Raw genomic sequence first — 12,599 nt, 5'->3', positions numbered from 1 at the left:
CTAGGCAGCAAATTTGCCGCCCAGCTCGTCCTCGATGTGGATGCGGATAATGTCGTCGAACGTCTTCTCGGCAGTGGTGAAGCCGAGCTTCAGCGCGCGGTCGGTGGCGAAATCGCGCGGCCAGCCCGAGACGATGCTGATGATGGTCGGATCGGGCACCCGCTTGATCCGCGCGGTGACGTTCTTGCCGGCGACGCGCTCGAGCGAGGCGATCTGCTCGCCGACGGTGACCGACATCCCGGGCATGCTGAGATTGCGCCGCGGGCCCATCGCGTTGAGATCCATCGTGCCGGCATGGATCAGGAAGCCGACCGCCGACTTCGGCGAGGCGTGCCAATGACGCACGTCCTCGGACACCGGCAGGACAGCCTCCTCGCCCGCCAGCGGCTCGCGGATGATGTTGGAGAAGAAGCCGGACGCCGCCTTGTTCGGCCTGCCCGGGCGCACGCAAATTGTAGGCAAGCGAATGGATATTCCGTCCAGCAGGCCCTTGCGCGTGTAGTCGTTGATCAGGAGCTCGCAGATCGACTTCTGCGTGCCATAGCTGGTCAGCGGCGTGTGGAAGAACTCGTCGCCGATCTTCTCGGGGAACGGAGCGCCGAACACCGCGATCGAGGAGGTGAACACCAGCCGCGGCTTGTAGCCGCCGCCGACGGCGCGGATCGCGTCGATCAGATAGCGGGTGCCGTCGAGATTGATCCGGTAGCCCTTGTCGAACTCGGCCTCCGCTTCGCCCGAGACGATCGCCGCGAGATGGAAGATCACGTCGGGGCGCTCGGCGATCAGGGGCGCGGCAGCGCCGGCGTCGGCAAAATCGGACGCGACGACACTGACAGGGATCGCGGCGTTCGCGGGCTTCTGCGGCGCGACCACGTCCTGCAAGGTCATCCTGGTGATGTCCTGCTTGCCGAGGCGGCCCTCACGCAGCAGACGTTCGGTCAGCTTGCGGCCGACCATGCCGGCGGCGCCCAGAATCAGAATGTGCACGACCCTGCTCCTTTTCTTCTCTTGTTCGAATTCAGATGCGGGCCTTGCGCCTATTCTTTCACGGCACCCGTCATCGCCGAGACATAATGCTCAACGAAGAACGCGTAAAGAATAACCAGCGGCAGCGAGCCGCATAGCGCCCCTGCCATCAGGGAACCCCAGCGATAGATGTCACCGTCAACGAATTCGTTGACGATCGCGACCGGCACGGTCTTGTTCGGGGTCGATTGCAGGAACGTCAGCGCGTAGATGAACTCGTTCCAGCACAACGTGAAGCAGAAGATGAAGGCCGAGATCAGGCCGGGAATGGCGAGCGGCAGCACGATCTTGATCAGGATCTGCCAGCGGCTGGCGCCGTCGATCAGTGCGCACTCCTCGAGCTCGAACGGGATGGTCTTGAAATAGCCCATCAGCAGCCAGGTCGAGAACGGGATCAGGATCGTCGGATAGGTCAGGATCAGCGCTAAGGGCGAGTCGAACAGGCCGTACTGGAACACGACGGTGGCAAGCGGAATGAACAGGATCGACGGCGGCACCAGATAGGCCAGGAAGATCAGGCCGCCGACCACATTGGCGCCCTTGTAGCGCAACCGCACGATCGCGTAGGCCGCGAGCACGCTCGCGATGATCGACAGCACGGTGGCGCCGATCGCCACATACATCGTGTTCCAGAGCCAGTGCGGATAATAGCTCTCGAACAGCAGCTTGTGGATGTGCTTGAAGGTCGGATTCCAGGTCCAGAACGGATTGTACCTGTCGAGGTCGAGCAGCTGGTCGTCCGGCTTGATTGCCGTCAGCCCCATCCAATAGAACGGGAACAGCAGGATGATGACGATGATCGACAGCGGGATGTAGAGCGTCACGATCCGCCGCGGCACCGACTGCAAATAGCTCATGCCCTCGCTGTTATCGACGCGCGCCGGCGTCGACAGGATGGACTTGAGGTCGGCCTTCTGTGCGGGGAGGTCAGTCATTGTTCTCTCCCGGGCGCGCGCGGGGCTTGCCCCGTTCGCGCAAAGATACCAGCAAGCGGCAGAGATCAATCATTGCTCTCTCCCTGTTGCCACTTCCGGCGCTGCAGGCCGAACCAGGACACCATGATGGCAGCGAGCAGGAACGGGATCATCGCGCTCGAGATCGCAGCCCCCTCGCCCAATTGCCCGGCGATGATCGCGCGCTGGTAGGACAGCGTCGCCATCAGATGGGTGGCGTTGACCGGGCCGCCGCGGGTCATCGCCCAGATCAGCTGGAAGTCGGTGAAGGTGAACAGCACCGAGAAGGTCATCACGACGGCGATGATCGGCGTCAGCAAGGGATAGGTGATGAAGCGGAACATCTGCCAGCGCGAGGCGCCATCCAGCGTCGCCGCTTCATAGAGCGAAGGCTGCACGGTCTGCAGGCCCGCCAGCAGCGTGATCGCGACGAACGGCACGCCGCGCCAGATATTGGCGAAGATCACGCAGATCCGCGCCCAGGTGCTGTCGCCGAGGAAATTGATGTTTTGCGTGATCAGGCCGAGATGCTTCAGCGACCAGGAGATGATCGAGAACTGGGAATCGAAGATCCACCAGAACGCCAGCGCCGACAGCACGGTCGGCACGATGAAGGGGATCAGCACGGCGGCGCGCAGCAGCGCCTTGAACGGCATGCGCTCGTTGAGCAGCAGCGCCAGATAGAGCCCGACCGCGAATTTGATGGCGCTGGCGATGAAGGTGTAGATCAGCGTGTTGAACACCGACAGCCAGAAGATCGAATCGTCCCACAGCCATTCATAGTTCTCGGTGCCGATGTAGTGGCCGACGCGCCCGATCCGCGCATCCGTGAACGACAGCCAGATCCCGAGCCCCAGCGGATAGGCCAGGAAGAAGATCAGGAACGCCAACGCCGGCAACATGAACCAGAAGCCGAGCCAGTTCTTGTTGTGGCGTAGCTTGTCCCAGGCGGTCGCTTCGCGGATTTCGGTCTTCGCACGTCGCGGCGCGAGCGCAATGTCAGCCATGGGCGATGTCCCGATTGCTCAATGGATTGAGCATGACCACGCAATATTCCAGTTATGGCATTCCAATGATGGTGCGAGCGGCGGCAATCCGCCGCCCGCGCCGTTCACATCAGCGATAGATGCGCTTCAATTGCCGCTCGGCTTCCACCATCGCGGCCTTGCCGTCCTTCGCACCGGTGCAGTAGTTCGCGAACATGTCGACCACGATAAAGTCGGCGATTGCGGTCGCCGCCTTCTCGCCGGGCGTGCCGATGCCGGAGGCCGGGAGCGTGCGCTTGGAGGCCTGCGCGAACACGGCGTTCTTGGGGTCCGCCGTCCACACCGGCGCCGACTCATACGCATTCAGCGTTTGCGTAAGGTAGCCTTGGGCACCATCCAGCCACTTGTCGTACTGCTCCTTCTCCAGCATGAACGCGACGAACGCCTTTGCGGCATTCGGATATTTGGTGAAGTTGAAGGCAAGGATTGGAAACGCCAGCTGCAATTCCGTCGGCTTGCCGATCGGACCGATCGGGTGCAGCGCGTGATAGGTGTCCTCGGCAAGTTCCTTCTTGGTGGGATCGGTTTTGGCCGCCACGTAAATGGAAATGCCGTTGAGCGTGCAATAGAGCTCGCCGGCCAGGAACGCCTTGTTGTTGGAGGAGTCGTTCCAGGATGCGACGCCGGGAATGAAGGTCTCCGACAGCGCCTTGGCATATTCCAGCGCCTTCATCGTCTCCGGCGAGTTGATGATGACCTTGTCGTCCTTGTCGACGGTCCAGGCGTTGTGGCCCCAGAGCAGCCAGTGCAGCCAGCCGTTGGCGTCGCCGCTGGCATGTCCCAGCGCAAAGCCGGCCGGCGTGTTGTTCGCCTTCAATGCCTTGCACATCTCGAGGAAGCCCGGAAAATCCTTCGGGAATTCCTTGAAGCCCGCCTTGTCGGTCGCCGACTTGCGGTAGGTCATGTACCCGCCGTTGGTGGCGACGGGGATGCCAAGCCAATCATTGCCGAGCTTGCAGGTCTTGGCCGCCGCATCCGTCCAGCCGCCATATTTGTTGCCGAGATAGTCGGCAACGTCGTTCATCTTGAGAACCTTGGTCGGGAACAGCTGCGGCAGCGTGTGCAGGCCCCAGGCGAGGTCGAGACCCGAGCCGGTGTTGGCGGCAACCGAAGCCTTCGGCTGCACGTCCTCGAAGGACTCGCTGAACACGTTCATCTCGGTGCCGGTTGCCGCCTTGAATGCCGCCACCATGGCATTGAACGCGTCGTCTTCCGCGGGCACGAAGCGCTTCCAGCGCATCACGGTGAGCTTGGCGCCGGGCTCCGCCTTCCAGGGCGCGCTCTGCGCCCAGGCCTTGGCGAAGTCAAACAGCGCCGGCCCGGTGAGCATCCCGGCTGCGGCCAGCGCGGTGCCGCCCTGAAGTAGCGAGCGGCGAGTCAAATCGTGCATCGTCCTTCTCCCAATAAATGTGTTTTTATTGTTTTTTGATCTGGCCTGTTGGTCGGCCATTATGATCGATCAGTCCGTCAGCTATTCAGTCGTTTCCCCGTCGCATCGTCGAACAGATGAACCAGGCCCGGATCCGGCTTGAGCCGAACCTTGTCGCCGGGATTGAACAGATGGCGCTCGCGGAACACCGCGACGACCTGCTCGCCGCCGAGCTTGGCGAACACCTGGGTCTCCGAGCCGGTCGGCTCGACCACCACGATCTCGGCCTCTGCGCCGTCATCGGCGATGGTGAAATGCTCCGGCCGCACGCCGTACACCGCAGGCTTGCCGTCGGAATTGGCCGGCGCGGATTTTAGCGGCAGCTTGACCCCGTTCGGCCCTTCGAAATAGGCGGCGCCGTTCACCTTCACATTGCCCTTGAGGAAATTCATTGCGGGTGAGCCGATGAAGCCGGCGACGAACTGGTTCGCCGGCGTGTCATACAGCTCGAGCGGCGAGCCCATCTGCTCGACGATGCCGTCATGCATCACCACAATCTTGTCGGCCATGGTCATCGCCTCGATCTGGTCGTGCGTGACGTAGACCGTCGTGGTCTTCAGCCGCTGGTGCAGCTCCTTGATCTCGGTGCGCATCGCCACGCGCAGCTTGGCGTCGAGGTTCGACAGCGGCTCGTCGAATAGGAACACTTGCGGATCGCGCACGATGGCGCGGCCCATCGCGACACGCTGGCGCTGGCCGCCGGAGAGCTGGCGCGGATAGCGCTCGAGCAGCGGGGTCAAAGCAAGGATTTCCGCCGCGCGCTTGACGCCGGTGGAGATTTCGTCGGGCTTGGCGCCGCGCAGCTTCAACGAGAAGCCCATATTGTCGGCAACCGTCATGTGCGGATAGAGCGCGTAGTTCTGGAACACCATCGCAATGTCGCGCTCTTTGGGCTGGACATTGTTGACGACGCGGTCACCGATCGAGATCGTTCCCGAGGTGATGTTCTCAAGTCCCGCCAGCATGCGCAGCAGGGTCGACTTGCCGCAGCCCGACGGGCCGACGAGAACGACGAATTCGCCGTCCTCGATCGGGATCGACACGCCGTGCAGGACTTCAAAATTACCGAACGATTTCCGCACGTCGCGAATCTGGACCGACGACATCCACTTCCCTCCCTCAAGTTCCCGACGGCGTACGACGAGTGCCGCCACCGCTCTGTTTTGTTCCGGCCACGCTGGGCGCGCGGCTCTGTTGGACTGACGATATTGTCCGCAGTTTATCCGGTTTTGGCAATCGTTCGATTAGCAATCGCTTGGTAGCGCTGTCAATATCGGTTTGTCTGCGACGAACGTCGTGATATGAGCGGCAAATGGCCCGAAAGCGCATCACGCCTGGCAAGATCCGGCTCGCCGAAGTCGCGAAGCTCGCCGGCGTCAGTCCGATTACGGCCTCGCGTTTCTTCAGGAATCCGGAGGCACTGTCGGCCGGCAAGCGCGCCCGGGTCGAGAGTGCGGCAAAAGAACTCGGCTATGTGCCCAATCTCGCGGCACGCGCGCTTGCGTCGCAGCGCACCGAGGTGATCGGTGTCCTGATCCCGTCGCTGACCAACAATGTGTTCGCCGACGTGCTGCGCGGCATCTATGACGCGCTCGACGGCAGCCGCTACAGCATTCAGCTCGCCAACACCCGCTACAGTATCCTGCAGGAAGAGCGGCTGCTGCGTCTTTTTCTGGCACAGAAGCCGGCCGGGCTGATCATTACCGGCATCAACCAGACCGCCGATTCCCACCGAATCATGGAAACGGTCGATTGCCCGATCGTGCAGATCATGGAGGTCGGCCCCGCCCCGATCGACATGATGATCGGATTCTCGCATTTTGACGCGGCAAAAGCCGCAATCGCCCACCTCCTCGCGCAGGGCTACCGGCGGATCGGCTTCCTCGGCGCACGGATGGATCCGCGGGTGCAGCGGCGGCTGGACGGCTATCGCGCCGCGATGACCGAGGCCGCGCTGTTCGATCCGCGGCTCATCGTCACGACGGCGATACCGACCTCGGTGACGCTGGGCGGGACGCTGTTTGCCGACCTGCTCGCCAAGGCGCCCGACATCGACGCGGTGTTCTGCGTCAATGACGACCTTGCGCTCGGCGCGCTGTTCGAATGCAAGCGCCGCCACATGGCGGTGCCGGAGCAGATGGCGATCGTCGGCTTCAACGACCTCGAATTCATGGCCTCGAGCGAGCCGACGCTGAGCAGCGTCCGCACCAATCGCTACGAAATGGGCAGAAACGCTGCCATGATGGTGATCGAGACGCTGGAAGGCCGCCGGCCCGCTGAGCCCGTCGTCGACCTCGGCTTCAGTGTCATCGAACGGCAAAGCTCAGCGCGACGCAGCTGACATCCACCCGACACCAGCCCGTCACAAGGACGCGAAAAATGACAAAATGATAGCGCAACCAAGTGCCTTCAACTAAGGTCCAATCCATCCAGTGAAACACCTCCGCGTGATCGCCTGAGTTTGTAATGCCCGACGATTTGCGCAAGGTAGAACAACGTTGAACCAGAGCCCTTGAATGGGCCCAGCAAGATTTGCATTGCGGGAGAAACCAATGACAAAACCCCACACCAACGGGCACAGCGCCGCAGGCGAGACCACAAAGGGCAAGGGCCGCAGGCTCCGCTCCCAGGAATGGTTCGACAACCCGCACAATCCGGGCATGACCGCGCTCTATCTTGAGCGCTACCTCAATTACGGCCTGACCCGCGAGGAATTGCAGTCGGGCAAGCCGATCATCGGCATCGCGCAGACCGGCAACGACCTGTCGCCCTGCAACCGGCATCACCTCGAGCTTGCCCACCGCGTCCGCGAGGGCATCCGCGCCGCCGGCGGCATCGCGATGGAGTTTCCGACCCATCCGATCCAGGAGACAGGCAAGCGCCCGACTGCGGCGCTCGACCGCAACCTCGCCTATCTCGGCCTCGTCGAGGTGCTGTTCGGCTATCCGCTCGACGGCGTGGTGCTGACCACCGGCTGCGACAAGACCACGCCGGCCTGCATGATGGCGGCTGCGACAGTAAACCTGCCGGCGATCGTGCTGTCGGGCGGGCCGATGCTGAACGGCTGGCACGAAGGCCAGCGCACCGGCTCCGGCACCGTGGTGTGGAAGGCGCGCGAGCGGCTCGCCGCGGGCGAGATCGACTATGAGCAGTTCATCGAGATCGTGGCCTCCTCGGCGCCCTCGGTCGGCCATTGCAACACGATGGGCACCGCCTCGACGATGAACTCGCTCGCCGAAGCGCTCGGCTTCTCGCTGCCGGGCTGCGCGGCGATCCCGGCGCCCTATCGCGAGCGCGGCCAGATCGCCTACGAGACGGGAAAACGCATCGTCGACATGGTCTGGGAAGATTTGAAGCCGTCGGACTTCCTGACCCGCGAGGCGTTCGAGAACTGCATCGTGGTCAACTCCGCGATCGGCGGCTCGACCAATGCGCCGATCCACATCAATGCGCTGGCGCGCCATGTCGGCGTCGAGCTGTCGATCGACGACTGGCAGAAATACGGCCACGATGTGCCGCTGCTGGTGAACATGCAGCCGGCCGGCTTCTATCTCGGCGAGGAATACCACCGCGCCGGCGGCGTGCCGTCTGTGGTGCGCGAGCTGATCAAGCACAAGCGCATCCATGAAGGCGCCCTCACCGTCAACGGCCGCACCATGGGCGAGAATTGCAAGGAGGCGCCGCAGCCCGACGGCGACGTGATCTGGGGCTACGACAAGCCGCTGGTGAAGGACGCCGGCTTCATCGTGCTGCGCGGCAATCTCTTCGATTCCGCGATCATGAAGACCAGCGTGATCTCGAAGGAATTCCGCGACCGCTATTTGTCCAACCCGAAGGACCTCAACGCCTTCGAAGGCCGTGCCGTCGTGTTCGAGGGCCCGGAGGATTACCACAACCGCATCGAGGATTCCGCGCTCGACATCGACGAGCACTGCATCCTGTTCATCCGCGGCACCGGCCCGATCGGCTATCCCGGCGGCGCCGAAGTCGTGAACATGCAGCCGCCGGCGGCGCTGATCAAACGCGGCATCCTGTCCCTGCCCTGCATCGGCGACGGCAGGCAGTCCGGCACCTCCGGCTCGCCGTCGATCCTCAACGCCTCGCCGGAGGCAGCGGCCGATGGCGGGCTCGCGATCCTGAGGAGCGGCGACAAGGTGCGCATCGACCTCAACAAGGGCAGCGCCAACATCATGATCTCGGAGGATGAGCTGCGCACCCGCCGCGCCGAACTGAAGGCCAAGGGCGGCTTCCCGCACCCGGCCAACCAGACGCCGTGGCAGGAGCTCTACCGCCAGACCGTCGGCCAGCACGCGACCGGCGCCTGCCTCGAGCTCGCGACGCGTTACCACGACATCGCCGGCAAGGTCGGCGTGGCGCGGGACAATCATTGATACTTCGACGTCATTGCGAGGAGCGCAGCGACGAAGCAATCCATAGCTCCGCAGCGGAGGAATGGATTGCTTCGCTCCGCTCGCAATGACGAAACAAAATCAAGGCGAACTCTGGGAGATATGAATGTCCAATCGACTGAAGGGAAAGCGCGCCGTCGTCACCGCCGCGGCGGCGGGCATCGGGCGCGCCTGCGCGATCGCATTCGCGCGTGAAGGTGCGACCGTGATCGCCACCGACATCAACGAGAGCGGCATCGCCACGCTGGGCAAGGAAGGCATCGCCGAGACCGTCCGGCTCGACGTTCGCAGCACCGCCGACGTCAACAGCTTCGCCAAGCGCGTCGGCAGGATCGACATCCTGCTCAATGCGGCGGGCTTCGTGCATCACGGCACCATTCTGGAGTGCTCCGACGAAGACCTCGACTTCTCGTTCGATCTCAACGTCAAATCCATGCACCGGACCATCAAGGCGTTTCTGCCTGCGATGCTGGAAGGCGGTGGCGGCAGCATCGTCAACATTTCGTCCTGCGCGGCGTTGCGGCCGCCGGCCAATCGCTACGTCTACAGTGCGTCGAAGGCGGCGGTTTCGCTGCTCACGCGCGCGGTCGCGCTCGACTTCATCACCCAGGGCATCCGCTGCAACGCGATCTGCCCCGGCACCGTTGAGACGCCCTCGATGCTGGAGCGCGCAGCTGCGGCGGGTCCGGACGGACGCGAGAAGTTCGTCGCCCGCCAGAAGATGGGCCGGCTCGGCACCGCCGAGGAGATCGCGGCCATGGCTGTGTATCTTGCGAGCGACGAAGCCGCTTTCACCACCGGCGTCGACATGGTCGTCGACGGCGGCTTCATGCTCTGACGGGCGCGCAAAGGCATTCTGCATGAACAAGATCGATCTCAACGGCCGCTGCGCCGTCGTCACCGGCGGCGCGCAGGGGTTCGGCCGCGCCATCACCGAGCGCTTCGTCGCATCCGGCGCCAAGGTCGCGATCTGGGATTTCGACCAGCCGCTCGCCGAGAAGACCGCGCGGGCGATCGGCGAGGACGTGATCGCGATCAAGACCGATGTCACCGATCCTGCCGCGGTCGACGCCGCACGCGATCAGACGCTGCGAGCATTCGGCAAGATCGACATTCTCGTCAACAACGCCGGTATCACCGGCGCCAACAAGCCGGTATGGGAAACCGATCTCGACGATTGGCGCAGGGTGATGCGCATCAATCTCGAAGGTCCCTTCATCTGCTGCAAGGCGATCGCGCCGACCATGATCGGCCGGAAATACGGCCGCATCGTCAACATCGCCTCGATCGCCGGCAAGGAAGGCAATCCGAACGCCGCGCATTATTCCTCGTCGAAGGCCGGCCTGATCGCGCTCACCAAGTCACTCGGCAAGGAGCTCGCGCAGCATGACATCCTGGTCAATGCCGTGACGCCGGCCGCGGCGAAGACCGCGATCTTCGACCAGATGACGCAAGCGCATATCGACTTCATGCTGTCGAAAATTCCGAAAGGCCGCTTCGTGCAGGTCGAGGAGCTGGCCGCGATGGTGGCGTGGCTGGCCTCGGAGGACTGCGCCTTCTCGACCGGCGCGGTGTTCGACATCTCCGGCGGACGCGCGACCTACTAAAGCCTGATGAGATTAGGTTGAGCTGGAACGGCGTCGAAGGTTCACCTCTCCCTTGGGAGAGGTCGATTTGCGCAGCAAATCGGGTGAGGGATTACGGTCTATCGAGAGGGCAAGAGCCCTCACCCGGATTGCTTCGCAATCCGACCTCTCCCCAACGGGGAGAGGTGAACCGAGACCGCGCCAAACCGATTCAACCAATACTCATCGCGCCTTAGCTCGCCCGCTTCGCCTGCTGCCGAAGCGCAGCGACCAGATGATCGGCCAGCAGTGATGCCGCGCGCGACAGATTTGGCGCGCGGTGCAGGCGGATCTCGGCCCGTGGCAGCCGCGGCATGCCGTCACGCGCCGTCAGGCGCCGCAGCGCGGGCGGAAAGGTGCCGGACTTGACCACGGTCACGGCGAGGCCCTGGGCCGCGATTGCCTCGACCGCAGAAAGGCTATGGCTGACAAAAGCCAGTCGCCACGGCCGGCTCGCTTCGTCCAGCGCCTGCATCGCCCAGGCCCGGAACAGGCAGCCCTGCGGATAGAGCGCGACCGGCAGCGGATCGAGCTCTTCGACACGATGCGATGCGCTTGCGGCCCACACCGCCTGCTCGGTGCGCAGCAGCTCGCCCTCGCCGCGCCCCTCGGGATGCATCGCGATCACGAGGTCATAGGCTTCGCCGAGCCGGTCCGTCATCGACGATGTCAGCCCGGTCTCCATCTCGACATGGATCAGCGGGTAGTTGGCGACAAATTCCTTGAGCAGCGGCGGCACGATCAACGTCCCGTAGTCGTCCATCACGCCAAGGCGAACCCGCCCGTCGGTGCCGTGCTCGCGCACCCGGCCGATCGCCTCAGCGTTGAGGCTGAGGATACGGCGGGCATAACCGAGCAGCCCCTCGCCGGCGGCGCTGAGGTCGACGCTGGACGTGCTGCGGTGAAACAGCTCGGCCTGCAGCCGCTCTTCCAGCCGCTTCACCTGCATGCTGACGGCGGATTGGGTCCGGTTCAGCGCCGCGGCGGCGCGGGTGAAGGAGCGATGGTCCGCCACTGCGACGAAGGCTTGCAGGAGATCCGGGTCCAGGACAGGCGCACTCATAACGATCCGTGATTTCATGTATCATACTTATTCCATTCCATGAATATCTCCGGTTCCCTAGATTGCGCAAGCGAAATAGAGGGATCGAACGGGATGGGCGAAATCTGGGGGGTATTGGCCGCGGTGCTGTCGAGTGCGATCGGCGGAACCTCGATCGGGGCGACACGGTTCCTGGTCGGCGCGATCGATCCATTGGCGATCGGCGCGTTCCGTTTTGGCATCGGCGTCCTGCTGCTGCTGCCGTTGGCCCTGCTGCAACGTGGAAGCTGGCCGCAGCGGCGCGACTGGCTCGATGTCACCGGCCTCGGCCTGCTTTTCTTCGCGGCGTTTCCGATCCTGTTCAACGCCTCGCTGATATCAACGACCGCCGCGCGGGGCGCGCTCGCGCTCTCGACCTTGCCGCTGCTGACCATGCTGGTCGGCGCGGCGCTCGGTGCCGAGCCACTCACCGCGCGCAAGGCCACAGGCGTGCTGGTCACCATCCTGGGCGTCTCGATGGCCCTGCTCTCCGGCCTCGCCACCGCCCCGCCGGGTGCCTGGCGCGGCGATCTGCTGATGGTCGCGGCCGCGCTCTGCATGGCGCTCTACAGCATCTGGTCGAAACCCTATATCCGCCGCTCCGGCCCGATCCCCTTCACCACGCTGGCGATGGGCGCCGGCGCCGTGGTCCTGATCGCGGCCTCGCTGCTGCGCGGCAGTTTTGCACCCGTCGCGGAGTTTGGCGCGCCGCAATGGTTCGGCGCGACCTATCTCGGCGCGTTCGGCGCGGCGCTCACTTTCTATCTCTGGGCCTTCGCACTGGAGCGGACGACGCCGACCCGGGTGGCGATCTCGGTCACCGTCAATCCGATCGCGGCCTCGCTGGTCGGCGCGGTCCTGCTCGGCGAGCCGCTGAGCTGGAATCTGATGGCCGGCATCGTCACTGTGTTCGCCGGCATCTGGATCGCGACCACCCAGCCGCGACGAGCGCGCACGGCGGGGCCCGCCGTCGCACCCGACGCGCGGTGATCCGCGGCAACGCTTGCCAGATCGACTTCAGCAAATCCGT

General features: G+C 63.9%; 11 protein-coding genes. 5 read left to right on the top strand and 6 right to left on the bottom strand.

From position 1 onward, the window contains the following. The 5 genes from denD to AKN84_RS00490 form a co-directional block, all read right to left on the bottom strand. A complete protein-coding gene (denD, locus tag AKN84_RS00510) occupies window positions 1-987 on the bottom strand; it encodes a D-erythronate dehydrogenase (RefSeq protein WP_050418828.1) in 987 nt (328 codons plus the stop codon). Between the two features lie 50 nt (window positions 988-1,037). Beyond that, a complete protein-coding gene (locus AKN84_RS00505; protein WP_050418827.1) occupies window positions 1,038-1,961 on the bottom strand; it encodes a carbohydrate ABC transporter permease in 924 nt (307 codons plus the stop codon). A 65-nt stretch (window positions 1,962-2,026) separates the two neighbouring features. Next, on the bottom strand, window positions 2,027-2,986 hold the full coding sequence (locus tag AKN84_RS00500; RefSeq protein ID WP_050418826.1) for a carbohydrate ABC transporter permease: 960 nt from the start codon (window positions 2,984-2,986) through the stop codon (window positions 2,027-2,029). A 109-nt stretch (window positions 2,987-3,095) separates the two neighbouring features. Continuing rightward, window positions 3,096-4,415: an ABC transporter substrate-binding protein gene (locus AKN84_RS00495; protein WP_050418825.1), complete on the bottom strand. Its 1,320-nt coding sequence runs from the start codon at window positions 4,413-4,415 to the stop codon at window positions 3,096-3,098. 77 nt (window positions 4,416-4,492) lie between these two features. Then, the gene (locus tag AKN84_RS00490) at window positions 4,493-5,560 is read right to left on the bottom strand and encodes an ABC transporter ATP-binding protein (RefSeq protein ID WP_050418824.1); all 1,068 of its coding nucleotides are present in this window, start codon (window positions 5,558-5,560) and stop codon (window positions 4,493-4,495) included. A 206-nt stretch (window positions 5,561-5,766) separates the two neighbouring features. Between AKN84_RS00490 and gntR the strand changes: the two genes are divergently transcribed. From gntR to AKN84_RS00470, 4 genes are all read left to right on the top strand, one after another. Continuing rightward, window positions 5,767-6,795, top strand: coding sequence for an HTH-type transcriptional regulator GntR (gntR, locus tag AKN84_RS00485; protein ID WP_050418823.1), 1,029 nt, complete (start codon window positions 5,767-5,769; stop codon window positions 6,793-6,795). Between the two features lie 211 nt (window positions 6,796-7,006). Beyond that, window positions 7,007-8,845, top strand: coding sequence for an IlvD/Edd family dehydratase (locus AKN84_RS00480; RefSeq protein WP_050418822.1), 1,839 nt, complete (start codon window positions 7,007-7,009; stop codon window positions 8,843-8,845). Between the two features lie 124 nt (window positions 8,846-8,969). Then, on the top strand, window positions 8,970-9,701 hold the full coding sequence (locus tag AKN84_RS00475; protein ID WP_050418821.1) for an SDR family oxidoreductase: 732 nt from the start codon (window positions 8,970-8,972) through the stop codon (window positions 9,699-9,701). Between the two features lie 22 nt (window positions 9,702-9,723). Continuing rightward, window positions 9,724-10,470 carry an SDR family NAD(P)-dependent oxidoreductase gene (locus tag AKN84_RS00470; protein ID WP_050418820.1) on the top strand — a complete coding sequence of 249 codons (747 nt, stop codon included), beginning with the start codon at window positions 9,724-9,726 and terminating at the stop codon, window positions 10,468-10,470. Between the two features lie 211 nt (window positions 10,471-10,681). Here the strand turns inward: AKN84_RS00470 and AKN84_RS00465 are convergent, their stop codons facing one another. Further along, on the bottom strand, window positions 10,682-11,551 hold the full coding sequence (locus AKN84_RS00465; protein WP_050418819.1) for a LysR substrate-binding domain-containing protein: 870 nt from the start codon (window positions 11,549-11,551) through the stop codon (window positions 10,682-10,684). A 93-nt stretch (window positions 11,552-11,644) separates the two neighbouring features. Between AKN84_RS00465 and AKN84_RS00460 the strand changes: the two genes are divergently transcribed. Beyond that, complete coding sequence (locus AKN84_RS00460) at window positions 11,645-12,559, top strand: DMT family transporter (RefSeq protein WP_050418818.1); 915 nt, start codon at window positions 11,645-11,647, stop codon at window positions 12,557-12,559. The last annotated feature ends 40 nt before the right edge of the window (window positions 12,560-12,599 follow it).

Source organism: Bradyrhizobium tropiciagri (assembly GCF_001189845.1).
Lineage (GTDB): Bacteria > Pseudomonadota > Alphaproteobacteria > Rhizobiales > Xanthobacteraceae > Bradyrhizobium > Bradyrhizobium tropiciagri.
The sequence above is the reverse complement of the archived record's forward strand: the minus strand, read 5'-3'. Positions and strand labels throughout refer to the sequence as shown.

Excerpts from the sequence above, each read along its gene's own strand:
- AKN84_RS00480 (WP_050418822.1), top strand. The coding sequence starts at position 7,007 with ATGACAAAACCCCACACCAACGGGCACAGCGCCGCAGGCGAGACCACA.
- AKN84_RS00470 (WP_050418820.1), top strand. The coding sequence starts at position 9,724 with ATGAACAAGATCGATCTCAACGGCCGCTGCGCCGTCGTCACCGGCGGC.
- AKN84_RS00460 (WP_050418818.1), top strand. The coding sequence starts at position 11,645 with ATGGGCGAAATCTGGGGGGTATTGGCCGCGGTGCTGTCGAGTGCGATC.
- AKN84_RS00495 (WP_050418825.1), bottom strand. The coding sequence starts at position 4,415 with ATGCACGATTTGACTCGCCGCTCGCTACTTCAGGGCGGCACCGCGCTG.
- AKN84_RS00475 (WP_050418821.1), top strand. The coding sequence starts at position 8,970 with ATGTCCAATCGACTGAAGGGAAAGCGCGCCGTCGTCACCGCCGCGGCG.
- AKN84_RS00500 (WP_050418826.1), bottom strand. The coding sequence starts at position 2,986 with ATGGCTGACATTGCGCTCGCGCCGCGACGTGCGAAGACCGAAATCCGC.
- AKN84_RS00505 (WP_050418827.1), bottom strand. The coding sequence starts at position 1,961 with ATGACTGACCTCCCCGCACAGAAGGCCGACCTCAAGTCCATCCTGTCG.
- AKN84_RS00490 (WP_050418824.1), bottom strand. The coding sequence starts at position 5,560 with ATGTCGTCGGTCCAGATTCGCGACGTGCGGAAATCGTTCGGTAATTTT.
- AKN84_RS00465 (WP_050418819.1), bottom strand. The coding sequence starts at position 11,551 with ATGAGTGCGCCTGTCCTGGACCCGGATCTCCTGCAAGCCTTCGTCGCA.
- gntR (WP_050418823.1), top strand. The coding sequence starts at position 5,767 with ATGGCCCGAAAGCGCATCACGCCTGGCAAGATCCGGCTCGCCGAAGTC.